Source organism: Polymorphum gilvum SL003B-26A1 (assembly GCF_000192745.1).
In the GTDB taxonomy this organism is placed as follows: Bacteria; Pseudomonadota; Alphaproteobacteria; order Rhizobiales; family Stappiaceae; genus Polymorphum; species Polymorphum gilvum.
This window is the reverse complement of record NC_015259.1, coordinates 161,757-187,499: the sequence shown is the minus strand read 5'-3', so window position 1 is coordinate 187,499 and position 25,743 is coordinate 161,757. Positions and strand designations below refer to the sequence as shown.

Sequence of the window (25,743 nt, the reverse complement as noted above, 5' to 3'; positions counted from 1 at the left end):
GCCCTTTCCCCTTCCCCGCAACTCCACCGGCCCAGCAACTCCCCCGACCGGACCTTGCGTTCAGGCGCCGGCGGCGACCGCCTCGCGGTCCTTCTTGCGCATCCGCTCGGACGCCGACTTGAGCTGCCCGCAGGCGGCGAAGATGTCGCGGCCGCGCGGCGTGCGGATCGGCGAGGCGTAGCCGGCGCGGTTGACGATGTCGGCAAACTGCTCGATGCGCTCCCAGTCGGAGCACTCGTAGTCCGAGCCCGGCCAGGGATTGAACGGGATCAGGTTGATCTTGGCCGGAATCCCCTTCAGGAGCCGCACCAGCTCGCGCGCGTCGGCATCGCTGTCGTTGACGCCCTTCAGCATCACGTATTCGAAGGTGATGCGCTTGGCGTTGGACAGGCCCGGATAGGCCCGGCAGGCGTCGAGCAGATCCCTGATCCGCCACTTCCTGTTGATCGGCACCAGCACGTCGCGCAAGTCGTCGTTGACCGCATGCAGCGAGATCGCCAGCATGCAGCCGATCTCCGCGCCGGCGCGCGCGATCTCCGGCACCACGCCTGAGGTCGACAGGGTGATGCGGCGCTTGGACAACGACAGGCCGTCGCCGTCTGAGGCGATCAGCAGCGCCTTCTTCACGTTCTCGAAGTTGTACAGCGGCTCGCCCATGCCCATCATGACGATGTTGGAGACGAGGCGCCCCTCGCTCGGCACGACGGCGCCCTGCGGCGTGGCCGCGTCGGGGAAGTCGCCGAGCCGGTCGCGCGCCATCAGGATCTGCGACAGGATCTCCTCGGCGGTCAGGTTGCGCACCAGCTTCTGCGTGCCGGTGTGGCAGAAGGTGCAGGTCAGCGTGCAGCCGACCTGAGAGGAGACGCACAGCGTGCCGCGGCCTTCCTCGGGAATGTAGACGGTCTCGATCTCGACCGGCCGTCCGGCGCCGCGCGGCGGAAAACGGAACAGCCACTTGCGCGTGCCGTCGACCGAGATCTGCTCGGAGACGATCTCCGGCCGGGCGATGGTGAAACGGGCATCGAGTTGCTGCCGCAGATCCTTGGCGATGTTGGTCATCAGCGCGAAGTCGGAGACGCCGCGCACATAGAGCCAGTGCCACAGCTGGGCAGCGCGCATGCGGCGCTGCTTCTCCGGCACGCCGATCTCGCCCATGGCGTCGGCCAGCTCGTCGCGCGTCAGACCGATCAGCGTCGGCCTGTCGTCCGCGGCCGAAGCCGGTGCTGGAGCGGGCGCCGTTACCGGGATGCCGGAAACCGTCTGCGCGTTCGCATTGCCCCGCGCGATGTCGAGCGTAACTGCCATGTCCTGGTCCGCGTCGGGATCCGCGACCTAACGGCCGCAGCCCGTCGTCGCCGATCGAAAGCGCCGGCCAACACCGCCGGCGGTCGCGGCCGTCCGATCGGGCCGCGTTTCAGAGCGTCGTCAAAACCACAAACCGCGGAAAAAATCAACTGTTGCGCCCGCCGGCCGGCCGGGCGCGGGACGCCCGGCGGAACGGCAAACGGCCCCGACCGGCAGGTACAAGGGTTCCGGGACCGCGGCTTGGATCAGCGACAGGCCTGGCTGGCGGTGTCAATCGCCGCGGTCACGCCCGACAGCGAGAAGGTATAGGTGGTGCCGGTGCCTCGGCTCGATTCGCCCTTCACCGTCATCTGTCGGCCTGCCTTCATGGCGGCGACCAGCTGCTGCTCGGTGGCGGCGTTCTCGACCCAGGCACCGTCGTTCTTGGTGAACATCGAGAAGGCCCTGCCGTCGATGTCGACGCTGACGTTGGAGCCCTCCTTGAGCGGATAGCCGACCTGCAGGCTCGGCTCGTTCGACACGCCCTCGCCCGGCCGGGTCGAGACGAAGAAGAAGACCTCGCCATGGTTGCGGTCGCCCGGCAGCATCTGCGTCGGCTTGGTCAGCGCGAAGCAGACCTTGCCGCCGCCGCTCGCATGGGAGTAGGCGGCCCAGTCGTTGTGCTGCTTGAGCAGCGTCGGGGTCTGTGCCGCGGCCGTCATTCCGGACAGAACCAGGACCAGACCGGCGGTCACCAGCGTACGTGCTTGCATCATCTCCACACCGCTTCGCTTGCGCGTCAAACGCTTCAGGTTTTACTCAATTGCCGTCCGACATATGAACCCGGCCTTAATGCTACATTAAAGCGGGTTACGAAAGGGTTGAAACCCGATCTGCCGGATGGCGCTCTGCGTCGTTGTCGGTATTATCGGCTCCAATCATGGGACGCTGGCTCGATAAATCGGGCGAGAGTGTGACGACGGTCCCGACCGAAGTGGCATTGGGCCGGTTACGACCGGGTGGCGGGAAGCGAGTTCTGCGGTGGCCGAGGCGCACTATTATTCAGCCCTGATCGAGAAGGTGGCCGCAAGCCGTGACCGGGAGGCCTTCGCGGAGCTGTTCGATCACTTCGCGCCACGCATCAAGGGCTACCTGATGCAGCAGGGCGCCGACGCCGCCACGGCCGAGGAGGTCGCGCAGGACGCCATGGTGATCTTGTGGCGCAAGGCGGAGCTGTTCGATTCCGCCAAGTCCTCCGCCAGCACCTGGCTGTTTCGCATCGCCCGCAACCGCCGCATCGACCTCCTGCGCCGCCAGCGGACCGCCGAGCTCGACCCCGAAGAACCGGCGCTGCAACCCTCCGCGCCCGAGGATGTCGACACCACGCTCGACGCGGGCCTGCGCGAGGAGCGGGTACGCCTCGCGTTGCAGCAACTGCCCGACACCCAGCGCGAGGTGGTCCGTCAGGCCTTCTTCCTCGGCCTGTCGCACAGCGAGATCGCCGAGGCGACCGGCCTGCCGCTCGGCACCGTCAAGTCGCGCATCCGCCTCGCCTTCGCCCGCCTGCGCGAACTCCTGGAAGCCGACGCCGCCGTCGACATCGACTGATCCGTCATGCTCCCGGCGGCCTGCGGCCGGAGCGGAAGATCGGCCCGCCGTGGGTATGGGGCGGCCGCTCGGCCTTCGGTCCGCCGGCGGTCAGCGGGCGCTCCGCGTAGCGCCCCAGCGCGCGGTGGCGGTCGTAGAGCACGATCGCGCCGGCGGTCGCCACGTTGATGCAGAACCTCGTCGGGATCTTCACCACGTGGTCGCAGCGCGCCAGCATGGCCGGCGACAGAGAGCCGCGCTCGGGACCCAGTACATAGGCCGCGCGCAGCGGATGCATGAAGCTCGGCAGGTCGACGGCGTCCTCGGTCAGTTCGACGCCGACCAGCTGGCAGCCGTGCGGCAGGTCCATGGTCTCCACGCTGTCCCAGGAAAACAGCGGCAGGTGCTCCGGGCTCTTCGAGGTGTCGGAGGGCGGCGCCTTGCGCAGGCTCTGCGCGGCATCGACGGTGAAGAAGAAGCTGGCGCCGAAGGCATGCGCGGAGCGCATGAGGTTGCCGAGGTTCATCCGCTTGGACAGGCCTTCGGCCCCGACCGCGAAGTATCCGCGCATGATCAATCCTCTCCGTTTCGGCTGGATTTGCCTCCTCATAGCTGCCTCAGGCCGCAGTCCTCAAGCTCCGGTAGCGTCATTGTGAAAATAGACGGTGCGGAACCTTTTCCGGTCTCGGGACGCGTGCTAGGCAACATCTGAAGAATTCGGGGAATTCAGGGGGTCTTCGTGAAAGCTGTCCTTTGTCGGTCCTACGGACCGCCGTCCGCATTGACCGTCGAGACCCTTCCGGACCCGGTCTGCGGGCCGGGCGAGGTGCTGGTGCGGGTCAGGGCCTTCGCGCTCAACTTCTTCGACACGTTGATCATCGAGGGCAAGTACCAGCTCCGGCCCGAGATGCCGTTCTCGCCGAGCGCGGAGTTCTCCGGCGTGGTCGAGGCGGTTGGCGACGGGGTCGAACGCTTCGCGCCCGGCGACGCGGTCATCGGCTACGTGCGCTACGGCGCGGCGCGCGACCTGGTGGTGGCCGTGGAGGACGATCTGGTCGCCCTGCCCGACGGCATCTCCTTCGAGGCCGCAGCCGGCTTGTCGGTCACCTACGGCACGACGCTGCACGCCTTCCGCGACCGGGCCGGACTGAAGCCGGGCGAGCGGGTCGCCGTGCTCGGCGCCGCCGGCGGAGTCGGCCAGGCGGCGGTCGAGATCGGCGTGCTGATGGGCGCCGAGGTGATCGCCTGCGCCTCCTCCGACGACAAGCTCGCCTTCGCGCGCAGCCTCGGCGCGGCGCATACGATCAACTACGACAGCGAGAGCCTCAAGGACCGACTGAAGGCGCTGACCGGCGGCGAGGGTGTCGACGTCGTCTACGATCCGGTCGGCGGCGAGCTCGCCGAACAGGCGCTGCGCGCGACCGCCTGGCAGGGCCGCTTCCTGGTCGTCGGCTTCGCCTCGGGCACGATCCCGAAGATCCCGCTCAACCTCGTCCTGCTCAAGGGCTGCGACATCCGCGGCGTGTTCTGGGGCGAATCGATCGTGCGCGATCCGGAAGGCCACTGGGCCAACATGGCGCAGATCCTCGACTGGGTGCGCCAGGGCCGGCTCAACCCGCATATCCACGCGGTCTATCCGCTCGATCAGACCGCCGAGGCGCTCGCCGAGATCGCCGGCCGCAGCGTACGCGGCAAGGTCATCGTCACGCCCTGAGGGTCATTCCTCGAACACGGCGATCACCGGCGCGTGGTCGGAGGGCTTGTCCCAGCCGCGCGCCGCGCGCAGCACGCGCATCGCCTTCAGCCGGTCGGCCAACGGCGGCGACACCCAGACATGGTCGAGGCGGCGACCCTTGTCGGCCGCGGCCCAGTCCCTGGCTCGGTAGCTCCACCAGGTGTAGAGCTTCTCCTCCATCGGCACGAAGCGGCGCATGGCGTCGATCCAGCCGCCGTGGCTACGGATTGCCTCCAGCAGCTCGGTCTCCACCGGCGTGTGGCTGACGATCTTCAGCAGCGCCTTGTGCGACCACACGTCGTGCTCGTAGGGCGCGACGTTGAGATCGCCGACCAGCACTGCCGGTCGCTCGGTCTCCGCGCCGTTCAGCCAGGCCTTCATCTCGGCCATGAAATCCAGCTTGTGGCCGAACTTGGGGTTGATCGCGGCGTCCGGCTCGTCGCCGCCGGCGGGAACATAGAAATTATGCACGCGTAGCGGGCTGTCGGAAAAGGCGACGTCGACGGCGATGTGGCGGGCGTCGCCCTTGTCGCAGAAGCCGCGCTTCTCGATATTGGCCAGCGGCCGGCGCGAGATCGTCGCGACCCCATGGTAGCCCTTCTGGCCGTTGATCGCGATATGCGGGTAACCGAGCTTGCGGAAGGCGGCTTCCGGAAAGTTGGCGTCCGGGCACTTGGTCTCCTGCAGGCACAGCACGTCGGGAGCCTGTTCGAGGATGAACTTCTCGACGATGGGCAGGCGCAGGCGGACGGAGTTGATGTTCCAGGTCGCGATGGTCAGGCGGTCGGTCATCCGGAGCCTTGGTTCGGGGCGGTCGATGGACGGATCGCCCCTTCATAGTCGCTCGCGCCGCGAAAGGGTAGCACGCTGTTCAGTCCGCCTCCGGGTTGCTCCGGTCCGCCGGCACCTTGTCGATGCGGATTTCACCGACCCGCGTCAGGGCGAGCTGGGTCAGCAGCGGGCCGGCGAGCTCGAACACCACGGTCGAGCCGATGGCGATGGTCAGAATCGTGTCGCGCAGCGCCGGCAAGGCCTCGCCGGCGATCAGGGCCATGCCAAGAGCGACGCCGGCCTGCGGCACCAGCGCGAAGCCGATCCAGCGTCGCTGCGCCGCCGGCATGCCGGCCAGCCGGCCGCCAAGCCAGCCGCTGGCAATGCGCGCGACCAGGCGCAGGGCGACGAAGGCGGCGCCGGCGATGCCGAGCGCAACGAGGCTGTCGAACTGCAGCTTGGCGCCGGCGAGAACGAAGAACAGGATCATGAACGGCCACTCGATGTGCTCCACCTCGTGGAACGGCCGCGCATGGTGGCGGGCGAAATTGACGACCACAGCACCGGTCACGATGCCGGCGAGCAGGAACGACACCTCCAGCCACAGCGCCAGCCCGGCGGTCAGAAAAACCACGCCGAGGGCTTCGGACTGGGTCGGATCGCCGGGCCTGAGCCGCCCGGTCAGATAGGCCGCCGGCACGCCGATCGCGATGCCGAGCGCGACGGCGCCTGCGATCTCCCACAGCGCCTGGCCGACGACGCCGTTGGTGTCGGCGCCGACCGCGACTTGTGCGCCGATCAGGAACAGGGCGAAGGCGATCAGGCCCCAGGCATCGTCGAGAGCGACGATGCCGAGCAAGATTCCTGTGAACGGCCCCCGGGCGCCGGTCTGGCGGACAACGTCCTGGGTCGCGGCCGGGTCGGTCGCGGTTGCCAGGGCGCCGAGCACGATTGCCAGTGAAAGCGGCACGCCGACGAGCCACAGGCCTGCGGCGACGAAGACACCCGTCGCCCCGACGGCGACCAGCGACACGATCAGGATGGTGCGACCGCTGTTGTGCAGCGAGATCGTCGACAGCTTGCCGCCGAGCAGGAAGGCGACCATGCTCAGGGCCACGACCGACAGGAGATCGTAAATGCGGTGAAAGGCATCCGGCAGGAGGTCGACACCCGACGGACCGGCAGCCACGCCGCACAGGATCAGCAGGGTCACCCGCGGCAGGCGGGTGCGGTGGCCGATCTCGTCGGCGGCCATGCCGGCGAGCAACAGCACGCCGAGCGCCATCAGAATCAGGGCAGCGTCCATGGCGATGGTCTAGCATGCCCCGATGGGCGGCGGATTGCGCCAGCGCAAGGATGGCTGGACAAATGCCCCATTCCCGCCATCATTTATCCACCCTCCGTTAGGATATTTGCGGCAGTTTTAGCGCTGGTGTTCGTCCTGCGTTAACCATTGGTGCCGTTTTGACCGTGTTGCTGAAGCGCCTGCTCGCCGTCCTGATCCCGCTCGTCGTCGTCGCCTGCGCGGCCTACGACATCCCGGACCCGACTCCGGAAGACTTCGCCATCCACGGCATCGACGTCTCGCGCTACCAGGGCGACATCGACTGGCACGCGGCGCGGCGCGACGGCACCGCCTTCGCATGGATCAAGGCGACCGAGGGCGGCGACTACGTCGACCCGAAGTTCCTGCACAACTGGCACGCCGCCCGGGCTGCCGGCGTGCCGCGCGGCGCCTATCACTTCTACTATTTCTGCCGTCCGGTCGAGGAACAGGTCGCCTGGTTCATCGAGAACGTACCGGTCGATCCGCATGCCCTGCCGCCGGTGCTGGACATGGAATGGAACGGCCATTCCAAGACCTGCCGGCTACAACCGCCGGCCGGCAAGATCATCGCCGACATGACCTATTTCCTCAACGCGATCGAGAAGCACTACGGCAAGCGGGCGGTGATCTACACCACGGTCGATTTCCATCGCGACATCCTGGTCGGCGCCTTTACCGCGCACGATTTCTGGATCCGTTCGGTCGCCAGCCATCCGCGCCACAAGTACGAGAAGCGCGACGACTGGACCTTCTGGCAATACACCGCCGAAGGCACCGTGGCCGGCATCAAGGGCCCGGTCGACCGCAACGTGTTCTTCGGCAGCAAGTCGCAGTGGCGCAAGTGGCTGAAGGGCGATCTGCGCAAGAGATAGCCGCCGCTGCGCCTCATGCCAAATCCCGAAGATCGTGACCGATCCGGGATGTGTTCGCTCAAGCGCCGTACGGGCTTGACCGGAGTGCAATGAGCCGGTTTCACCGCACTCCGGCATCAGCCGTTGACAAAGTGCACCCGGTCGTACCGCGCCCTGAGCGCCGCGACCGTCGGCGCCAGCCGTTCCGGCGTGCCGCTGGCCAGCGCCTCGGCGACCAGGACGGCGATCTCCGGCACCTCCCGTTCGCCCACACCCCAGCGCACCAGTTCCGGCGTGCCGATCCGCAGGCCGTTGAGGTCGCCCTTGACCGGCGCGATCGGCAGGCCGATGCCGCAGGCGAGGAAGCCGGCCCTGGCGATCGCCCGCGCCGCCGTCTGGCCGCCGCCGTAGCGCGCCGCCTCGATCGCGAACTGGTGCGAGGCGGTGAAGCCGCGCGCCTTCGCGAATACCGGCACGCCGACGGCATCGAGCGTCTGCGCGAAGGCCCTGGCGGTTGCCTGCATGGCCCTCGCATAGGCGGCGCCGTGGTCGCGCCAGTCGAGCAGGGTCAGGGCCAGGGCTGCCGTCTTGCCGGCGTCGAAATTGGCCGTCATGCCGGGATAGGCAATGGCGTCGAGCCGCTCCGCCAGCGTCGCGTCGTCGGTGACGATCAGCCCCCCCGCCGGCCCGCCGAGGCTCTTGTAGGTGCTCATGGTCATCAGGTCCGCGCCGGCCCGCAGCGGGTTGGCCCACACACCGCCGGCGATCAGGCCGCACTGGTGCGCGGCATCGAACAGCAGCCTGGCGCCGACCTCGTCGGCGATGGCGCGGATCTCGCGCACCGGATGCTCGAACAGGTTCAGGCTGCCGCCGATGGTGATCAGCCGCGGCCGCACCTGCCGCGCCAGCGTGCGCAGGCCGTCGAGATCGACGGTGTAGCCGTCGGCGTCGACCGGCGCCTCGACCGTCTTCAGCCCGTAGAGCCCGGCGCAGCCGGCGGCATGATGAGTGACGTGGCCGCCGACGGCCGCCGGCGGCGCGATGATCGTGTCGCCCGGCGAGCAGGTGGCCATGAAGGCGTAGAGGTTGGCGAGCGCGCCCGACGGGACGCGGATCTCGGCGTGGCGGGCGCCGAAGATCTCGGCGCCGAGTTCCGCCGCCAGCACCTCGATTTCCTCGATCGCCTCCAGCCCGGTCTCGTACTTGTCGCCCGGATAGCCGAGCGAGGCGCGCGACGACAGGCCGGCGGCAAGGGCCGCCTCCGCCTTCGGGTTCATGACGTTGGAGGCCGGGTTGAGGTTGAAGCAGGTCCGCTCGTGGATGCGCCGGTTTTCCTCGATCAGCTGCCCGATCCGGGCGGCGACGGCATCCGACGGCGCGGACGCGGTGGCGGCGAGCGTCTGGACGCGCGCCTCGCAGGCGGCAGGAACCCAGGGGCGGACGGCAAGGGTGGGCATGCAAGCGGTCTCCGGCAGGCGTGTCGCGACCAGAAGACCAGTGATCGGCAGGTGTCGCAATGAAATTTGCCCGTGCGCGCGCCTGACGGCAAAGGTTCCGCAAGGAGAGCGGCGACGCAAGCTTGGCAAAAAGCGACACGGTCATTGCCGTCTATTGCGCCGCAGCACGACGCCGACTAGGCTCGCGCGATTTCGATCGACAAGGACAGACCGCACATGCTCGAGCAGGCTGCGGATTACGAGACCCTGCGCGCCGGCTTCCGCTGGGCGATCCCCGAGCGCTACAACATCGCCGCCGCCGTGTGCGACGATTGGGCGGCGCGCGCGCCCGAGCGGGCGGCGATCGTCCACGTCCAGACCGACGACTCGGTGCGCACCTGGAGCTACCTTGAGCTTGCGCGCGCCTCCAGCCGCTTCGCCAATGCGCTGGCCGCACGCGGCATCGGCCGCGGCGACCGCGTCGCCCTGCTCCTGCCGCAGGCGCCGGAGACGGCGATCGCGCATCTGGCGATCTACAGGCTCGGCGCCATCGCCGTACCGCTCGCCGCCCTGTTCGGCGTCGAGGCGCTGACCTACCGGCTGACCGATTCCGGCGCGCGGGCGATCGTCACCAACGCCGCCGGGCTGGAAAAGCTCGCCGGCCTGCGCGGCCGTCTGCCGGATCTGCGGCTGGTCGTGTCGATCGACGGCGCTGGGGCGGGAGCGGAGGGATTCGAGACACTCTTGGGACGGGCGTCGGACAGGTTCGAGACAGTCGCGACGACGCCGGACGATCCGGCCCTGATGATCTACACCTCGGGCACCACCGGCCAGCCGAAGGGCGTCCTGCACGGCCATCGGGTGCTCCTGGGCCACATGCCGGGCATCGAGATGTCGCAGGACTTCCTGGGACAGGCTGGGGATATCCTGTGGACGCCGGCGGACTGGGCCTGGGCGGGGGGCCTGCTCAACGCGCTGTTTCCCGCCCTCCTCCTCGGCGTGCCGGTGATCGCCCACGCGGTGCACAAGTTCGATCCGGAGCACGCCTTCCGCCTGATCGCGCGCCAGGGCGTGCGCAACGCCTTCATCCCGCCGACGGCACTAAAGATGCTGCGCCAGGTCGACCGTCCCGCGGCGCGTTTCGACCTCAAGCTGCGCAGCATCGGCTCGGCCGGCGAGGCGCTGGGGCGCGAGGCCTATGACTGGGTGCGGTCGGAATTGGGCCTTGTCGTCAACGAGTTCTACGGCCAGACGGAATGCAACGCAGTGCTCGGCTCGTGCGCGGCCCTCGGCGTCTCGCGCGCCGGCGCGATCGGCAAGCCGATCCCCGGCCACGAGGTCGCAGTGATCGACGAAGCCGGCGCCGTGCTGCCGCCGGAAACACTCGGCCAGATCGCGGTGCGCCGGCCCGACCCGGTGATGTTCCTGGAATACTGGAACAGGCCGGAGGCGACGGCAGAGAAATTCGTCGGCGACTGGATGACCACCGGTGACCAGGGCATGACCGACGCCGACGGCTACGTGCGCTTCGTCGGCCGCGACGACGACGTCATCACCTCGGCGAGCTATCGTATCGGCCCGGGCGAGATTGAGGACTGCCTGCTGACCCATCCCGCCGTCGCGCTGTCGGCCGCCGTCGGCAAGCCCGACCCGCTCAGGACCGAGATCGTCAAGGCCTATATCGTGCTCAACAAGGGCTATACCCCCGGGCCGGCGCTGGAGGAAGAGATCCGCGACTACGTGCGCACGCGCCTGTCGGCGCACGAATACCCCCGCGAGATCGCCTTCATCGACGACCTGCCGATGACCACCACGGGCAAGGTCGTCCGCCGGGAGCTGCGCGAGCGGGCGCGCGACGAGACCGATCGCGGCGGCTGAACTATCCCCGCCGAAGCAGCCGGCGGGCGAGGCGGCGGGCCTGCCGCTCAGCATGCAGGTCGAGCCGGGCCGCAAGGCGGATCAGCCGCCCGGCCGGCGAGCGGGCGAACAGGCCGGTGGCATAGACCATCCGGCCGCGCCACAGCGGCGAGATCATCGGGTGACCCGGCACGGCAAGCGAATCGCCGCCGGCCAGCCCCGGCTCGCGCAGGTTCGTCTCCAGGGCGAACAGCGCGACCCGCTGGCCAGGGGAGAAGCGGGCGAAGGCCTCGTCGTAGGCGATCTTCCAGGAAAAGGCGCGCGCGCCCTCCAGCAGCATGACCAGCATGGCCAGCGGTCGATCGTCGAGCATCAGCGCATCGATGCGAAGGCTGCCCGCCTGCGCCCGTGCGGCGATCATCTGTCGGGCGAAGGCCGCCGTTGCCGGGTCGCTCAGCAAAGAGGTCGCGTGCGCGCCCTTCCAGCCGGCGTGCTCCAGGACCAAGAAGCGCTCGAAGACGTCGGCCGCGGCCTCGCCCCGGTGGCTGACGAGACGGGTCGCGCCCCTGTCGGCCAGCCGCCGCGACAGGCGCGACAGTTCCTTGCGCCGCTTGGCCGTCATCGCTTCCAGCAGTTGCCTCTGGCCCTGCTCGCCGGCGTCGTGGGCGGCACGTTCCTGCGGATCGTCGAAGACCGGATGCCAGTCGGCGACCGTGGCCAGAGCCCGTGCCGCCGCCCCTTCGGTCGGCAGGTAGGGGATGGTGACCAGTGGCGTGCCGCCGGCGCCGGCGGCAAGGTCGAGGAAGGCGGCAACCGCCTGCGGCGGCGCGCCAGGCGCGACGAGCGGCGCGCCGAGCGGGCCGTATTCGCTCGCCCACACGGTCGCGGTCGGGACGACCAGCCCGGCCCGGCGCCGGCCGACCGGCGCAGCGATGAGCCAGGGCCCGCCGGCGGTCTCGCGCACGACGCACAGGCGGACCGAAGACGGGCCGACATGGGTCAGGAAGGGGCTGAGAAAATCGGGGCCGAAGAACGGGTTGGATTCGAGCGCTGTGGCGGCGAGCCGGCGCCAGTCCGACTGATCGCCGACGCAGTCCTTCGGGTCGACGACCAGGGTCTCGAAACCCGCGCCGGTCACCGGCCCGGCGCCCCGTGACCCGGCGCTCCGCCAACGGGCGCCGACGCCAGGATGAACGGCGTGACGCCGAGCTTGCGGCGCGACGCCAGGCTCAGCGCGACGGCCTCGAAGAAAATCGCGGCGGCGGTCGCCAGCGCCGCGCCGATCAGCCCGAACATCGGAATCAGGGCGACGTTCAGCACGACGTTGAGGCCGAACACGCCGGCATAGATGCCGGCGCAGCTCTTCTGATGGCCGGACATCGACAGCAGCGCGTCAGCAGGACCGACCGAGGCGCGGGCGAGCACGCCGACCAGCAGCACGGCGATCAGCGGATAGCCGGCCTCGAAACCGGCGCCGAACAGGCGCAGCAGGAATGGTCCGAGCGCCAGCAGGAGCACGCCGCCGGCCAGCGACGGCCAGAACGTCCAGCGCGTCGCCATGCGCACATAGGCGTCGAGCGCCGCCGGGTCGCCGTCCCGGTACAGGCTGGAGAAGCGGTGCGCGGAAGCCGCGCGCACGGCGAAATAGACGAAATGCACCAGCGCCAGGGTCTTGGAGGCGGCGAAATAGACGCCGACCTCGTCCGGCGGGCGCCAGAAGCTGACCATGATCACGTCGGCGCTGGTGATCAGTTGCAGGAAGCCCTCGACCAGCAGCATCGGCAGCGAGATCGCCAGCCAGTGCTGGATCTGGAAGCGGCGCGGACCGGGCGGCACCCGGCCGCGCAGGTTGCCGTTAAGCTTGAGCAGCTGGTAGAGGCCGACCGCCCAGGTCGCCGCCACGGCGGCAGCCGCGGCGGCGGTCGCACCGATCTGGTAGCCGAGCAGCATCGCCGCCGACAGCAGGGCGAGGAGGGTCAGCGGTCGCCAGATGTAGGTCGGCAGCATGGCCAGCGCCGGCCAGTCGTAGCTGCGCGCAATGCCGTCCTGGACGCCGACCAGGGTGAACACCGGCAGCGCCAGCATGGCGAGATAGGCCGGCACGACATAGACGGGATCGATCACCGGTCGCAGCAGCCAGATGCCGGCAAAGCCGAGGAGAGCAAGCAGGCTCGCCGCGCCGACGGCGATCAGCCGGCTGGAATGAAGATAGCCGCGCAGCAAGGCGGGATCGCCGGCGTATTCGGGCACGAAGCGGTTGGGCGAGGCGGAAAAGCCGAGGCAGGCGAACAGACCGAGGATCATCACCAGGGTCCAGACCACGGAGAAAACGCCGTAGTCGTGGGCGCCCATCCAGCGCGCCATCAGGATCTGCGACAGATAGGCGAGCCCGGCGCCGACAATGCGAATGGCGAAGGTCGACAGCGCCATGCGCCGGGCGCCGCCACCGACTCCGCGCCGCAGCAGCCCGGCGAGACGCGTCCGGAGCGATCCCGCGGGTGCGAGCGCGTCGGCGCCGTCGAGGCGGCCGGTCGAAGCTGTCGGCGTCTGGCGCAAGTCCGTCCCGTCCCGGATCTGGTTCCGTAGCGGCCCTTTATGGCACGGGGGACTTAAGATTTTGTCGATGGCGGCACCTGACGCTGCCGGATCGCCGCACTGTCGCCGGAATCCGGCAGATGTCCGGCGCAACTCCGGCACATATCCGGCACGCTTCAGCAGGCGCCCCGCAGGTCACAGCTCGAAGGTCGCCACCACGGGGGCGTGGAAAGAACCGGCCTCGGCCGGCGTGCCGGCGTCGCGCACCTCGTCGGCCAGGCCCTCGTTGAGCACGCGGATGTCGCGGGCGCGAAACAGCAATTCGCGGCTGACCAGGATGTGGTCGAGGGCGTGGCCGCGCCCGCGATGCACCACGGTCTGGCGCCGCTCTTCCGGCACCGCCGCGTCGAGCTGGCGCAGGCGCCGGTGACCGAGCGCAGGATTGCCGGTGTCGTCGGGATCCGCCATGACCAGGCGCAGCGGGCTTTCCAGGCCGACGGCATTGAAGTCGCCGGCCGCCGCGATCAGCGCCTCCGGGTCGGCGTCGAACAGCGCATCGATGGCAAGGCGGAGTTCGAGCGCCTGGCCGACCCGCTTCATCGAGGCGAGGAAATAGCCCTCCGCCCAGGCCGCCGTGGAGCCCCAGCTCACCGCCGAGAGCTTGCCGCCGGCGACCGGAGCAGCGATCGGCGCCCGCAGGTGAACGCAGAACACATGCAGCGGCCGCGGAAGACCGACGTCGAGGGCGGCGTGCAGCAGCGGCCGGTCGAAGCCGACCGGCTCGGGGCCGGCGGGCAACGGGTCGGCGCTGCGCGGCCGCCACAGCGGCGGCTCGACATGGTCCTCGCGGATTGTCCGTGACGAGACCACGGGAAAGCGCGACAGCACGGCGAGATTGTGCTTGTCGGCCGGCGCGGTGCCGTCCGGGCGCAGGCTGGTGGCCCGGAAGAAGTCCTCGTAGGGGGTGCCCGCAACCAGCGCGTCGAGCGCGGCGAACACCCGCGTTCCTTTGCGTTCCAGCCGCTGGGCGTTGACCTCCTGCAGGCACAGGACGTCGGCCTTGAGCGCCAGCAGCGTCGGGCGGAGCGCGTCGAGCCGCGGCTGCAGCGCCTCGGCGTCGAAGTCGTCCTCGCCGAAGGATTCCAGGTTGAAGGTGGCAAGGCGCATGGGCGGATCCCGTGTCGTCTGCTTGGCTGTCATCTCTTGGCCGCGGGCCGGTCGCCGCAGACAATAGCCTTGCGGGCTGAAGCGCGATAGGACGGAAGAACGGTTGTGCCCCGGATCGGGCAAGTCAGACGGGAGCGAGGACGCCATGACCCCCTGTCCCTGCGGCTCCGGCCGCGACATCGAACTGTGCTGCGGGCCGTTCCTGGCCGGCGCGGCGCGCCCGGAAACGGCCGAGGCGCTGATGCGCTCGCGCTACACTGCCTATGTGGTCGGCGACATCGCCTATCTGAAAGACACCCTGTGGCCGAAGTTCCAGCCGGCCTTCGACGGGCTTGGCACCGCCCGCTGGGCGGCGGAGAACCGCTGGACCAGCCTGACCGTGCTCGCCGCCGACCGGGGCGAACCGGGCGACCGCGAAGGCACCGTGCTGTTCGAGGCGCGCTACCTGTCGGGTGCCGCCCTGCACAGCCACCGCGAACTCAGCCTGTTCCGCAAGAAGGGCGGGCGCTGGTATTACGTCGAGGCCCTCGACGAACGCCGGGGCCCTGGCTTGATCTAGCTGGCAGGCATGTCCCCTTCGAGTCTGGAGTCCTGCCGGCGGCTTGCGGTGGTCCGACGCGGTCAGCCGGCAAGGTCGTCGCGGCCGACGCGGTCGGCAAGCGCGATCAGCCAGCGCAGCGTCTCGGCCTCGACGGCGGTCGTATCCGGTCGGTCGAGCAGCGCCAGGGCCAGCGGCCGGAACTCCGGCCAACGGAGGTGGAAGTCGATCAGGTCGCGCGCCGGCTTCGGGCCCCGCATGCGACCGGGCGCCCGTTCTGCCGGCGCCGGACCGATGGCGGCTCGCATGGATCGAAGCGCGAAATCCTGCTAGGCTTCAATCGCAGGCTGTCAGGGTCGCGCGGGATGCGACCGGCACAGACCGGACGAAAGGGGACCGGCGGGCAGCCGGTCTCTTGCCAGAAGCGACAAAGAGAGGTGGCATCATGGCCGGAGCCGAAGCACTGCCTGCCGCGCCGAGCGCCGGCGATCCGGAATTCTACTTGAACACGATCCAATTCGAACTGGGCGACCACGGCCTGTCGGAGGATGCGCGCGACTATCTCTATACGCGCATCGCCGACGCGACGCGCCAGCAGCGCGCGAGCCTGGCCGAGGAAGCGCGGCTGCTGGAATTCGAGGAGAACTGCCGGCTCGTCGGCCGCTTGCTGCGCGAGGCGCTGGAAGGTCGCGGTACCGTCCTCGGCGTGGTCGAACTGGACGACGTCGAGACGATGTTCTTCCGCCTGTGCCCAGGCCTCTATCCGTTCTGCTAGGAGGCGGCGCATGCAGGAGGAAACGAAAAAATCGTTCGACTTCGCCGCCGAGCTGATCAGGCAGGTGCTGACCTTATCGACGGCGGTGATCACCCTGACCATCTCCGCGTCGAACTACATCTTCAAGGAGGCGCCGGCCGAGGCCCGCTACCTGATGATCTTGGCCTGGGGGCTGTTCCTGGCCGCCATCCTGTTCGGCCTGCTTGGGCTGATGTCGCTGACCGGCAACCTCGAACATCCCGGCACCGAGAACGGCGCGCCGAAGACTCCGACCATCTACAACCCTGCCTCGCGCGTGCTGATCGGGGCCAGCCTGGTCGGCTTCTTCGCCGCCATCCTGGTGTCGATCCTGTTCGGCTATGCCGCCAACTTCTGCCCGCCGGCGACGCGGGGCTGCCTGTGCCGGGCGCTGCTGTAGCGCCGGGCGCGACTGGAGAAGTGTCGCCGGATCTTTACCAAACGTAAAGAATCGTTAACCTTTTCTTGCAATGATTCGGCCCGTGGCGGGCCAGGAGGCCAGGCCCGACGAGAGGCCAGGAGGCCGAAATGGCGACGAGCGTAGACAGAGTGCTTGCGCCCAGCAATGTCGTGCAGGCGACCGAATACAACGACCAGCACCGGCGCGGCCACGATCAGGGTGGCCACGGTGCAGGCTCCCAACCCTCTGAACAAAAAGAGATTCCCGCGTCGCTCGATGACGAGCCGGCGGTCGTTCTGGACACCCACCATACGCAGAATCCGACCCTCGACGGCGTCGCTGCCTATCGCGCGGCGGCCGAGCGGGCGCTCGGATCCGTGCCGGAAAACCGCCGGAGACCTGCCTACAAGGCGCCGGTGAACCGCCAGCCGCCTGAGACGGTGCGCCACGCCTACGAGGACCACGGCGGCCAGCTGGAGCACCACGCGGTCAACCTCGCGACCTAACAGGGCGTCACGCAAGATCGGCAGGCCAGGCCGTCACGCCAGGCCGGCGATCGCCCGGGCATAATCCTTCGCCGAGAACGGCTCGAGGTCGTCGACGCCCTCGCCGACGCCGATGAAATGCACCGGCAGGCCGTATTTCGCCGCGATCGCCACCAGGATGCCGCCGCGGGCGGTGCCGTCGAGCTTGGTCATGACCAGGCCGGTGACGCCGGCGGTGCGGCCGAAGATCTCGACCTGGCTGAGCGCGTTCTGCCCCGTCGTCGCGTCGAGCGTCAGGAGCACCGTGTGCGGCGCCGCGGGATCGATCTTGCGCAGGACGCGGATGACCTTTTCGAGTTCGGCCATCAGCTCGGCCTTGTTCTGCAGCCGGCCGGCGGTGTCGACCAGCAGCACGTCGACGCCCTTGTCCCTGGCCGCCTGCAGCGCATCGAAGGCGAGCCCGGCGGCATCGGCACCGGTGTCGCGCGCGACCACCTCCGCGCCGGTGCGGCTGCCCCAGATCTTCAGCTGCTCGACCGCGGCGGCGCGGAACGTATCACCGGCCGCCAGCATGACCGTCCGGCCTTCCGCCGCGAGCTTGGACGACAGCTTGCCGATGGTGGTGGTCTTGCCGGTGCCGTTGACGCCGACCATCAGCACCACGTGCGGCCTGTGCTCGCCGTCGAGGTCGAGCGGCCGGGCGACCGGCGCGAGTACCTTCTCGACCTCCTCGGCCAGCACCGCGCGCACCTCCTCGGCCGAGATCTCCTTGTCGAAGCGGCCGACGGACAGGCGCTCGGTGATCGCCGTCGCCGTGTCGACGCCGAGGTCGGCCTGGATCAGCACGTCCTCCAGCTCGTCGAGCATGGCGGCGTCGAGGCGGCGCTTGGTGAAGATCGACGAGATGCCCTCGGTCAGTGCCGAGGACGAGCGCGACAGGCCCTGCTTCAGCCGGCCGAACCAGGACAGCCTGGGCGCCGCCGCAGGGTCCGGCGCCGACACCGCTTCAGGCTCCGGTTCGGGAACAGGGTCGAGTTCTGGCGGCGCGACGTCCTCCTGCGGCCCGAGGTCGGCCGGCGGCGTCGCCTCCGGCAGGTCGGGGCTCCCGAGCGGCTCGACCAGGTCGGGCGCGGCGTCAAAGGCCAGCACGTCGGGCGCCGAACCGGAGGTCGGGATGTCGGCGGTGTCGAGCGCCGGGACCTCGCCGGCCGCCGCCTCGTCGCCGCCGACCGCGACCGGCGATTCGGCCCTATCCGCGTCGTCCGGCCTGGAACCGAACAGCCGCCCGAGAAAGCCGCGCTTCTTCTCGCTCATGAATCCGCCTGACGTTGCGCCGCCTCAGGCGGCCTTGGAGAGCAGCGTGCCGAGCAGGTGGCGCCCGGTGTGGCCGGTGATCCGGGTCTCGACGATCTCGCCCGGCGTGCCGCCGTCGACCTCGACCTGGGTGAACTGTTCTGTGCGCCCGAGCCCCTCGCGCTCGACCAGCACCGGTCGCAGCCGGCCGACCTCGGCGGCGAGATAGGCGGCGAGCGCCGCCTCGCCGCGGGCGCGCAGGCGCGCCGCGCGCGCCTTGATCACCGCCTTGTCGAGCTGGGGCATGCGCGCCGCCGGCGTTCCCGGCCGGGGCGAGAACGGGAAGACGTGCAGATGGGTCAGCCCGCAGTCGTCGACGATCGCCAGGCTGTTTTCGAACATCGCCTCGGTCTCGGTCGGGAAGCCGGCGATAATGTCGGCGCCGAACACGACGTCGGGCCGCAGCCGGCGCACCTCCTCGCAGAAGCGGATCGTGTCGGCCCGCAGGTGCCGGCGCTTCATACGCTTGAGGATCAGGTCGTCGCCAGCCTGCAGCGAGAGATGGAAATGCGGCATCAGCCGCTCGTCCTCGGCGACGACGCGCATCAGCGCCGGATCGGCCTCGATCGAGTCGATCGATGACAGGCGCAGCCGCTTCAGGCCCGGCACCAGCTTGAGGATCTTGGCGACCAGCGCTCCAAGCCGCGGCGCGCCCGGCAGGTCGGCGCCGTAGGAGGTGATGTCGACGCCGGTCAGCACGATCTCCAGATAGCCGTTGTCGACCAGCCGGCGCACCTGGTCGACGACGACGCCCATCGGCACGGAGCGCGAATTGCCGCGGCCGAAAGGAATGATGCAGAAGGTGCAGCGGTGGTCGCAGCCGTTCTGCACCTGCACGAAGGCGCGCGCGCGGCCCTCCAGACCGTCGATCAGGTGACCGGCGGTCTCCCTCACGCTCATGATATCGTTGACGCGCACCTTCTCGCTGTCGTCGAGACCGAATTGCGCCAGCCGGCCGTAGGAGGCCCGTTCCAGCTTCTCCGAATTGCCGAGCACCAGGTCGACCTCGGCCATCTCGGCGAATCTCGCCGTTTCGGTCTGCGCCGCACAGCCGGTAACGATGATCGTCGCGTCCGGATTGTCGCGCCGTGCCTTGCGCACCGCCTGGCCCGCCTGGCGCACCGCCTCGGCGGTCACCGCGCAGGTGTTGATGAGGATCGCGTCCTTCAGCCCGGCGGCCTCGGCCTCGCGCTTCATGACTTCCGATTCGTAGGAGTTCAGCCGGCAGCCGAAGGTGACGACGTCGATGCTCACGAAGCGGCCTCCGCCGCGGCCGCATCCGCGTCGCCCGGCCCGGTGCGCTCCCAGGCCAGCGTGTCTAGGTCGATCTCGCCCTCGAATTCCACTTCCGTCGCCCCGGTCATCAGCACGTGGCCGTCGCCCTCGCGCCACTCGATGGTCAGCGGCCCTCCCGGCAGGTGCACGGTCGAGCGCCGCCCGGCCCGGCCGTCGCGCGCGGCGGCGACGGCGACCGCGCAGGCGGCGGTGCCGCAGGCGCGCGTCAGTCCGGCGCCGCGCTCCCACACCTTCACTCGGATCTGGTCCGGCGCGAAGACATGGGCGAGCGAGATGTTGGCGCCCTCGGGAAAGATCGGATGACGTTCCAGCAGCGGACCGATGCGGCCGAGGTCGTAGGCCTCGACGTCGCCGACCCAGAAGATCGCGTGCGGATTGCCCATATTGACGACCGCCGGCGTGTGCAAGATCGGCGCGTCGATCGGACCGATCTGCAGCTCGATCGCGCGCGTGTCGGCAAATTCCTCGGCGAGCGGGATCTCGTCCCACCTGAGCCGCGGCACGCCCATGTCGACGGTGACGACGCGCGGATCCCCGGTCGCGCGCGCGACCAGCAGGCCGGCACGGGTCTCGATGTTGGCATCCGGCCGGCCGCTTTCCTCCATCAGCAGACGGCCGACGCAGCGCGTGGCGTTGCCGCAGGCGGAGACCTGGCTGCCGTCGCAGTTGTGAATGCGCATGAAGGCGTCGGCGCCGGCCGGCGAGCACTCCACCGTGATCATCTGGTCGAAGCCGATGCCGGTCGAGCGGTTTCCGAGCGCGGCGATGGTCTCGGGCGACAGCGACAGGGCCTCGGCACGCGCATCCCAGACGACGAAATCGTTGCCGAGGCCGTTCATCTTGAGAAAGGGTCTGCGCGCTGACGCCATGCCGGATCGCTTCGAGCCTGAGGTGAAACCATCGGCCCGCACGGGCCGTTACCCGCCTATATGGCGGAAAAGGCGCCGGATTACCAGTATCGCCGCGCCACCGGGCCGGCCGGCCTAGCCGACGATCTCCATCACCGCGCCCGGCCGCACGCGGGCGAGGATCAACCGCATGTCGCGCGGCGTGACGGCGACGCAACCCTCCGTCGGCGTGTAACCAGGCCGGGCGATGTGGAAGAAGAGGGCGCTGCCGCGCCCGCGCACGGCCGGGAACAGGTTGTAGTCGAGCACCACGACGATGTCGTAGAGCGGGTCGTCGCGCCACATTCGCTCGTGGCTCGCCGCGAAGGGCAGTTCGACCGGACGGTTATAGCGCGGGTGGGCGGGATCGTCGCACCAGCCGTCCGCCGGAGCGATCGGCTCGACCGGCAGGCCAGTGACCGGGCGCCGGCCGCGGTCGGCCCGATAGTAGACGCTGACGAGTTCGAAACGGCCGGCGGGCGTCGCCCCATCGCCCTCGCGCTTGCGGCGGGCGATGCCGGAGCGGCCGAGCGCGCAGGCGACCGCGAGCGGTCCGAACCAAAGCGTACCGCGGCTCCTGGCACCCGGCGAAGCGCGCACCACGAGCCGCTGGCCCTGCGCTGCCGCCACGCCGTCCCGATCTGCCATGCGCTTCTCCCTGCTGGTCGCAACACCTTGATAAACCGCCGGTAAAGCGCCCGTGAAGAAGAATTGACGAACCGCGCCCGTTTTCGCGATGATTTTCCTCGCACCCGCGCACGGGAACTCCCATGTTGCGGGAACGATTTGTGGGACACTTTCTGGCGAGGACACCGACGATGACCGCCCGCACGATACTGATCGTCGACGACGATACCGACCTGCGCGAGGCGCTGGTCGAGCAGCTGTCGCTCTACGACGAGTTCGCGACCCTCGAGGCGGACACGGCCAGCACCGGCATCGCCGTCGCCAGGAAGGAGCACGTCGACCTGATGCTGATGGACGTCGGACTGCCCGACATCGACGGCCGCGAGGCCGTCAAGCTGTTGCGCAAGAACGGCTTCAAGGCACCGGTGCTGATGCTGACCGGCCACGACACCGACAGCGACACCATCCTCGGCCTGGAGGCGGGCGCCAACGACTACATCGCCAAGCCGTTCAAGTTCGCCGTGCTGCTCGCCCGCATCCGCGCGCACCTGCGCCAGCACGAGCAGAGCGAGGACGCCACGTTCACCATCGGGCGCTACTCGTTCCGCCCGGCGGCCAAGCTGATGCTCGACGAACGCGGCGGCAAGGTCCGGCTGACCGAGAAGGAAACCTCGATCCTCAAGTTCCTCTACCGCGCCGGCGAGAAGCCGGTGACCCGCGACATCCTGCTGCACGAGGTCTGGGGCTACAATTCCGGCGTCACCACGCACACGCTGGAGACCCACATCTACCGCTTGCGCCAGAAAATCGAGCGCGACCCGTCCAACGCGGAGCTTCTGGTTACCGAAGCCGGCGGATATAAGCTTGTGCCCTGAGCGGTTTGGGGCTTAACACTTGAGGCATGAGCCTCGTTCAGGACATCGCGATTCTGCGCCGGATCCCCATGCTGTCGGATTTTTCCGATGACCAGTTGCGCCTGCTCGCGTTCAGCGCGGAAAGCCTGGACTATCGCGACGGAACGGTGCTGTTCGACGCGGGCGAGCGGGCCGACGGCGGCATCGTGGTCGCCGAAGGTCTGGTCAGCCTGCAGAAGGCCGGACCGGCCGGCTTCGTCGAGATCGACCAGGCCGGGCCGGGCGCGCTGCTCGGCGAGACCGCCATGCTGGTCGAGACGCGACGGCCGGCGCGTGCCGTCTGCGTCGGCCGGGTGCGGGCGATCCGCATCCGCCGCGCCCTGTTCAAGCGCATGATCCAGGAATTCCCAGAACTGGCCCAGCGCCTGTTCGAGGCCCATGCCGCGCGCTACCAGGCGACCGCGCAGGCGCTCAAGCCGATCGGCGAGCGGCTCGGCGACCTGGACAGGTTCGCCGTCATGGCCGGCCTGAGGGGACGCAGCGACGGCTGAACGCAGGAGACGCGGGCTCAAGCCGGGCATCATCCGGCGGGGACGAACCGGCGCACGGCGCCGCGCGCCACGGGAAGCGCGGCGAGCGCTAGCCCGGCAAGCAGCACCAGCGCCGCCGGCCGCGGCACGGCAGCCGGATCGGCATTGGCCAGCAGCACCCGCTCGGCCGGAATGCCGGTCGCAAGCGCATACCAGGCATATTCGAGGCCGGCCGTCGCGACGGCCGCGACCGCGGCCAGTCCGACGAGCTGCGGCGGGCGGCTCAGGCCGAGGCCGAGGGCTCGTCCGGCGCGCCAAAGCAGCAGCAGCAAAAACAGCCCGGCCATGACCGTCGGCTCGAACACGTCCGCCTTGGCCTGCAGGAAGAAATGCAGGCTGGCCAGCACGGCGATCAGATAGGCCAGCCGATGCAGGCGATGCCAGGCCGGGCCGAGCCGGCGGACGGCGCCGTCGGTCGAGGTCGCGCCGAGCACGGCAAGCACGGCAAGTGCGGCAAATCCGATGGCCAGATAGGGGCGCTGGACGATCTCCGCGGCGACCTTGGCCAGCGCCCAGCGCTCGCTCGCGACATAGAGCAGCACATGGGCGGACGCATAGGCGAGCGCGACAAGGCCGAGCATGCGGCGCACCGCGACCAGTCTCGGCAGCGCCGCGATGCGCATCAGCGGCGTCACCGCGAGCGTGGCGAACAGGAAGCGGACGGCCCAGTCACCGCAGCCGTGCAGCGCCGCCTTGAGCGGCTCGGGCCCGAGGCCGCCGGTGCCGAAGCGCCCCGCGAGCCAGAGGCCGGGCGCCAGCGCGGCGACGAACACCGCAAGCCGCAGCGGCGACAGCCGTCCGGACCGGTCGGTCCAGGGCAGACAGGGGCGGAGGGAGCGGACGGGAACGGCGGTCATCGGCAAGACGGAAGGCCCTGTGCAGCGAGGGTCGTGTCCTTGCAGATACAGCCTCGGCGGCGGATCCGGATCAAACGCCTGTTCAAGCCTGCGTGAAGGGCGGACGACGCCAGAGCAGGCCGCTCAGGAAAAAGGTCGGCGCGGGGCCGACCTTGCTCGCGGTGTTGCCCTGCCCGGCCGGTCAGGTCCAGGATCGGGTCCCAAGTCAGGCCCAGGGATGGACTTCGGCGTTCCTGGTCTCGAAGGCGTCGATCCGCGGTGCCTTCTCCATGGTCAGACCGATGTCGTCGAGGCCGTTGAGCAGGCAGTGCTTGCGGAACGGGTCGATCTCGAAGCCGATCACGCCGCCGTCCGGGCCGCGGATCTCCTGGGCGACCAGGTCGACGGTAAGCGTCGAGTTGGCGCCGCGCGAGGCGTCGTCCATCAGCTTGTCGAGTTCGTCCTTGGCGACAACGATCGGCAGGATGCCGTTCTTGAAGCAGTTGTTGTAGAAGATGTCGGCAAAGGACGTGGAGATCACGCAGCGGATGCCGAAGTCGAGCAGCGCCCAGGGCGCGTGCTCGCGCGACGAGCCGCAGCCGAAGTTGTCGCCGGCGACCAGGATCTTGGCGCCGCGGTAGGCCGGCTTATTGAGCACGAAGTCCGGGTTTTCCGAGCCGTCCTCGTTGTAGCGCATCTCGCTGAACAGGCCGGTGCCCAGCCCGGTGCGCTTAATCGTCTTCAGGTACTGCTTGGGGATGATCATGTCGGTGTCGATGTTGATGATCGGCAGCGGCGCCGCGACACCGGTCAGCGTGGTGAACTTGTCCAAGGCGTTGTCTCCGAGGGTCTCTGGTTCGGGTCTTGTCGTTGGCTCACGCGGCCAGGCTGGTCGCCTGGTCGACGCCGAGCATCAGATTGAGGTTCTGCACGGCTGCGCCCGAGGCGCCCTTGCCGAGATTGTCGTAGACGGCGATGACCACCGCCTGGGCACGCGCGTCGTTGGCGAAGACATAAAGCTTGAGCGCATTGGTGTCGTTGAGCGCCTGCGGGTCGAGCTCGGCCGCGCGTTCGAGCGCGCCGAGCGGCGCGACCTCGACGAAGCCGCCGGGTACGGCGGCGAAATGGTCGGCGATCGCCGCATGCAGTTCGGCACCGCTCGGCACCTTCGGCAGCGTCGAAAGCTGCAGCGGCACCAGCGTCATCATGCCCTTGTAGTAGCTGCCGACCGAAGGCACGAACAGCGGGTCGCGGGCGAGCCCGCCGTAGCGCTTCATCTCCGGCAGATGCTTGTGGGCGAAGGTCAGCCCGTAGGGCTGGAACACGTTGGCCGCGCTCCCCTTCGCCTCGTAGTCCTCGATCATCGACTTGCCGCCGCCCGAATAGCCGGAGATGCCGGTCACGGTCACCGCATGGTCGGCGGGCAGCAGGCCGGCCTCGACCAGCGGCCGCACGGCGGCGATCAGGCCCTGCGGCCAGCAGCCCGGATTGGCGACCCGCTTCGCCGCGGCGATCGCCGCGCCCTGGCCGCGGTCCATCTCGGCGAAGCCGTAGGCCCAGCCCTCGGCGACCCGATGCGCGGTCGAGGCGTCGATGACGCGGGTCGTGTCGCTGGCGATCAGCGCCACGCTTTCCCTGGCCGCGTCGTCCGGCAGGCACAGGATGGCGACGTCGGCGGCGTTGAGCAGCTCGGCGCGGGCGGACAGGTCCTTGCGCCGCTCCGGGGCGATGGACAGGAGCTCGATGTCGCGGCGCGCGGCCAAGCGCTCGCGGATCTGCAGACCCGTCGTGCCGGCTTCGCCATCGATGAACACGCGCGCGACCATCGTCCCGTCTCCCTTGCCGCTGACTTCGGGGAAGTCCCCGGAACCGTCGGGGTTCTACACCCAATCGGCAAGGCTGTCACCGCCCCCGCCGCGCCGAGATCTCAACGCGCCATTGAGTGATACTCATGATTCGGGCGCATGTCGGTGGCCGCGGCAACCCGGTTGGACATGTTGTAGAAGCCGGTCACCGAGGCGATATCCCAGATGTCGCGGTCGGAAAAGCCGGCCCGGCGCAGCGCCTCGCGGTCGGCCTCCAGGATCTCGTGCGGGCGCTCGGTCAGCTTGACGGCGAAGTCGAGCATGGCGCGCTGGCGCTCCGACAGGTCGGCGACCCGATAGTTCATCACCATCAGCTCGCCGAGCACCGGATCGCCGGACAGCTGGCGCACCGCCGCGCCATGGGCGGTCAGGCAATAGAAGCAGCGGTTCACCGCCGACACGGCGACGGCGATCATCTCGCGCTCCAGCTTCGACAGGCCGGAGTCGCCGAGCATCAGGTCGTTGTACATGTCGGTGAAGGCGCGCAGCTTCTTGTCGTCGAAGGCATAGGCCCTGAGCACGTTCGGCACCAGGCCGAGCTTCTCCTCGCACTTGGCGAAATAGCCCTGGGTCTGCTCGCTCGGTGCGCCGTCCCCCAGATCCAGCGCCATTACGTCTTTGTTGGTCATTTTCCTCCACCCTCCCGAATCGTCGCTTTTTATTTTGGCT

Annotated in this window: 28 protein-coding genes; 10 read left to right on the top strand and 18 right to left on the bottom strand. The window is 69.2% G+C overall.

The annotated features are described in order from the left end of the window. Nucleotides 1-60: 60 nt before the first annotated feature. Together rlmN and SL003B_RS00900 are read right to left on the bottom strand one after the other, a co-directional pair. The gene (gene rlmN, locus SL003B_RS00905; RefSeq protein WP_013650941.1) at nt 61-1,305 is read right to left on the bottom strand and encodes a dual-specificity RNA methyltransferase RlmN; all 1,245 of its coding nucleotides are present in this window, start codon (nt 1,303-1,305) and stop codon (nt 61-63) included. Between the two features lie 245 nt (nt 1,306-1,550). Next, nucleotides 1,551-2,060 carry an invasion associated locus B family protein gene (locus tag SL003B_RS00900; protein WP_242390306.1) on the bottom strand — a complete coding sequence of 170 codons (510 nt, stop codon included), beginning with the start codon at nt 2,058-2,060 and terminating at the stop codon, nt 1,551-1,553. 265 nt (nt 2,061-2,325) lie between these two features. Between SL003B_RS00900 and SL003B_RS00895 the strand changes: the two genes are divergently transcribed. Then, the gene (locus SL003B_RS00895) at nt 2,326-2,892 is read left to right on the top strand and encodes a sigma-70 family RNA polymerase sigma factor (protein ID WP_013650939.1); all 567 of its coding nucleotides are present in this window, start codon (nt 2,326-2,328) and stop codon (nt 2,890-2,892) included. A 4-nt stretch (nt 2,893-2,896) separates the two neighbouring features. On the opposite strand, the gene SL003B_RS00890 is transcribed toward SL003B_RS00895, so the two are convergent. Continuing rightward, nucleotides 2,897-3,442, bottom strand: a complete 546-nt coding sequence (locus tag SL003B_RS00890; RefSeq protein ID WP_013650938.1) for an RNA methyltransferase — start codon at nt 3,440-3,442, stop codon at nt 2,897-2,899. A 210-nt stretch (nt 3,443-3,652) separates the two neighbouring features. Here SL003B_RS00890 and SL003B_RS00885 point away from each other — a divergent pair, with 210 nt between their 5' ends. Then, nucleotides 3,653-4,585: an NADPH:quinone oxidoreductase family protein gene (locus tag SL003B_RS00885; RefSeq protein WP_013650937.1), complete on the top strand. Its 933-nt coding sequence runs from the start codon at nt 3,653-3,655 to the stop codon at nt 4,583-4,585. A 3-nt stretch (nt 4,586-4,588) separates the two neighbouring features. Here SL003B_RS00885 and xth read toward each other — a convergent pair whose 3' ends face one another. Both xth and SL003B_RS00875 read right to left on the bottom strand, forming a co-directional pair. After that, nucleotides 4,589-5,398, bottom strand: a complete 810-nt coding sequence (xth, locus tag SL003B_RS00880; RefSeq protein ID WP_013650936.1) for an exodeoxyribonuclease III — start codon at nt 5,396-5,398, stop codon at nt 4,589-4,591. Between the two features lie 79 nt (nt 5,399-5,477). Beyond that, on the bottom strand, nt 5,478-6,683 hold the full coding sequence (locus SL003B_RS00875; protein WP_013650935.1) for a cation:proton antiporter: 1,206 nt from the start codon (nt 6,681-6,683) through the stop codon (nt 5,478-5,480). A 164-nt stretch (nt 6,684-6,847) separates the two neighbouring features. On the opposite strand from SL003B_RS00875, the gene SL003B_RS00870 reads away from it, so the two are divergent. Then, nucleotides 6,848-7,576, top strand: coding sequence for a glycoside hydrolase family 25 protein (locus tag SL003B_RS00870; protein ID WP_013650934.1), 729 nt, complete (start codon nt 6,848-6,850; stop codon nt 7,574-7,576). A 116-nt stretch (nt 7,577-7,692) separates the two neighbouring features. Here SL003B_RS00870 and SL003B_RS00865 read toward each other — a convergent pair whose 3' ends face one another. Beyond that, nucleotides 7,693-9,012: a serine hydroxymethyltransferase gene (locus tag SL003B_RS00865; protein ID WP_013650933.1), complete on the bottom strand. Its 1,320-nt coding sequence runs from the start codon at nt 9,010-9,012 to the stop codon at nt 7,693-7,695. 216 nt (nt 9,013-9,228) lie between these two features. Here SL003B_RS00865 and SL003B_RS00860 point away from each other — a divergent pair, with 216 nt between their 5' ends. Continuing rightward, the gene (locus tag SL003B_RS00860) at nt 9,229-10,869 is read left to right on the top strand and encodes an AMP-binding protein (protein ID WP_013650932.1); all 1,641 of its coding nucleotides are present in this window, start codon (nt 9,229-9,231) and stop codon (nt 10,867-10,869) included. 1 nt (nt 10,870) lies between these two features. Here the strand turns inward: SL003B_RS00860 and SL003B_RS23030 are convergent, their stop codons facing one another. From SL003B_RS23030 to SL003B_RS00845, 3 genes are all read right to left on the bottom strand, one after another. Continuing rightward, on the bottom strand, nt 10,871-11,986 hold the full coding sequence (locus SL003B_RS23030) for a GNAT family N-acetyltransferase (protein ID WP_013650931.1): 1,116 nt from the start codon (nt 11,984-11,986) through the stop codon (nt 10,871-10,873). After that, nucleotides 11,983-13,404 carry a lipopolysaccharide biosynthesis protein gene (locus tag SL003B_RS00850; protein WP_049792530.1) on the bottom strand — a complete coding sequence of 474 codons (1,422 nt, stop codon included), beginning with the start codon at nt 13,402-13,404 and terminating at the stop codon, nt 11,983-11,985. The genes SL003B_RS23030 and SL003B_RS00850 overlap by 4 nt, the downstream gene beginning before the upstream one ends. A 174-nt stretch (nt 13,405-13,578) precedes the next feature. After that, nucleotides 13,579-14,550 carry an endonuclease/exonuclease/phosphatase family protein gene (locus tag SL003B_RS00845; protein WP_013650929.1) on the bottom strand — a complete coding sequence of 324 codons (972 nt, stop codon included), beginning with the start codon at nt 14,548-14,550 and terminating at the stop codon, nt 13,579-13,581. 145 nt (nt 14,551-14,695) lie between these two features. Between SL003B_RS00845 and SL003B_RS00840 the strand changes: the two genes are divergently transcribed. Then, complete coding sequence (locus SL003B_RS00840) at nt 14,696-15,109, top strand: YchJ family protein (RefSeq protein WP_013650928.1); 414 nt, start codon at nt 14,696-14,698, stop codon at nt 15,107-15,109. Between the two features lie 62 nt (nt 15,110-15,171). Here the strand turns inward: SL003B_RS00840 and SL003B_RS23480 are convergent, their stop codons facing one another. Next, nucleotides 15,172-15,348, bottom strand: coding sequence for a hypothetical protein (locus SL003B_RS23480; RefSeq protein WP_013650927.1), 177 nt, complete (start codon nt 15,346-15,348; stop codon nt 15,172-15,174). A gap of 185 nt (nt 15,349-15,533) precedes the next feature. On the opposite strand from SL003B_RS23480, the gene SL003B_RS00830 reads away from it, so the two are divergent. From SL003B_RS00830 to SL003B_RS00820, 3 genes are all read left to right on the top strand, one after another. Further along, complete coding sequence (locus tag SL003B_RS00830; RefSeq protein WP_013650926.1) at nt 15,534-15,863, top strand: hypothetical protein; 330 nt, start codon at nt 15,534-15,536, stop codon at nt 15,861-15,863. Nucleotides 15,864-15,873: 10 nt separating this feature from the next. Next, nucleotides 15,874-16,281 carry a hypothetical protein gene (locus SL003B_RS00825; RefSeq protein WP_013650925.1) on the top strand — a complete coding sequence of 136 codons (408 nt, stop codon included), beginning with the start codon at nt 15,874-15,876 and terminating at the stop codon, nt 16,279-16,281. A gap of 128 nt (nt 16,282-16,409) precedes the next feature. Then, on the top strand, nt 16,410-16,787 hold the full coding sequence (locus SL003B_RS00820; RefSeq protein ID WP_013650924.1) for a hypothetical protein: 378 nt from the start codon (nt 16,410-16,412) through the stop codon (nt 16,785-16,787). 33 nt (nt 16,788-16,820) lie between these two features. Here SL003B_RS00820 and ftsY read toward each other — a convergent pair whose 3' ends face one another. The 4 genes from ftsY to SL003B_RS00800 all read right to left on the bottom strand — a co-directional run bounded on the left by ftsY (nt 16,821) and on the right by SL003B_RS00800 (nt 20,950). After that, nucleotides 16,821-18,080 (bottom strand): signal recognition particle-docking protein FtsY, encoded by a 1,260-nt coding sequence (ftsY, locus tag SL003B_RS00815; RefSeq protein WP_013650923.1) that lies wholly within the window; start codon nt 18,078-18,080, stop codon nt 16,821-16,823. Nucleotides 18,081-18,104: 24 nt separating this feature from the next. Continuing rightward, complete coding sequence (gene mtaB, locus SL003B_RS00810; RefSeq protein WP_013650922.1) at nt 18,105-19,373, bottom strand: tRNA (N(6)-L-threonylcarbamoyladenosine(37)-C(2))-methylthiotransferase MtaB; 1,269 nt, start codon at nt 19,371-19,373, stop codon at nt 18,105-18,107. After that, complete coding sequence (gene dapF / locus SL003B_RS00805) at nt 19,370-20,284, bottom strand: diaminopimelate epimerase (RefSeq protein ID WP_013650921.1); 915 nt, start codon at nt 20,282-20,284, stop codon at nt 19,370-19,372. Before dapF ends, mtaB begins: the two co-directional genes overlap by 4 nt. 114 nt (nt 20,285-20,398) lie before the next feature. Next, entirely contained in the window at nt 20,399-20,950 is a 552-nt protein-coding gene (locus SL003B_RS00800) for a L,D-transpeptidase family protein (RefSeq protein WP_013650920.1), read from the bottom strand. A gap of 170 nt (nt 20,951-21,120) precedes the next feature. On the opposite strand from SL003B_RS00800, the gene SL003B_RS00795 reads away from it, so the two are divergent. Then, nucleotides 21,121-21,804: a response regulator transcription factor gene (locus SL003B_RS00795; protein WP_013650919.1), complete on the top strand. Its 684-nt coding sequence runs from the start codon at nt 21,121-21,123 to the stop codon at nt 21,802-21,804. A gap of 26 nt (nt 21,805-21,830) precedes the next feature. Continuing rightward, entirely contained in the window at nt 21,831-22,334 is a 504-nt protein-coding gene (locus tag SL003B_RS00790; protein WP_013650918.1) for a Crp/Fnr family transcriptional regulator, read from the top strand. Nucleotides 22,335-22,363: 29 nt separating this feature from the next. Here the strand turns inward: SL003B_RS00790 and SL003B_RS00785 are convergent, their stop codons facing one another. From SL003B_RS00785 to SL003B_RS00770, 4 genes are all read right to left on the bottom strand, one after another. Then, nucleotides 22,364-23,230: a protein-methionine-sulfoxide reductase heme-binding subunit MsrQ gene (locus SL003B_RS00785; RefSeq protein ID WP_013650917.1), complete on the bottom strand. Its 867-nt coding sequence runs from the start codon at nt 23,228-23,230 to the stop codon at nt 22,364-22,366. 205 nt (nt 23,231-23,435) lie between these two features. After that, nucleotides 23,436-24,041: a 3-isopropylmalate dehydratase small subunit gene (leuD, locus tag SL003B_RS00780; protein ID WP_013650916.1), complete on the bottom strand. Its 606-nt coding sequence runs from the start codon at nt 24,039-24,041 to the stop codon at nt 23,436-23,438. Nucleotides 24,042-24,084: 43 nt separating this feature from the next. Next, a complete protein-coding gene (argC, locus tag SL003B_RS00775) occupies nt 24,085-25,035 on the bottom strand; it encodes an N-acetyl-gamma-glutamyl-phosphate reductase (protein WP_013650915.1) in 951 nt (316 codons plus the stop codon). 101 nt (nt 25,036-25,136) lie between these two features. Then, nucleotides 25,137-25,703, bottom strand: a complete 567-nt coding sequence (locus SL003B_RS00770; RefSeq protein ID WP_013650914.1) for a peroxidase-related enzyme — start codon at nt 25,701-25,703, stop codon at nt 25,137-25,139. Nucleotides 25,704-25,743 lie beyond the last annotated feature (40 nt).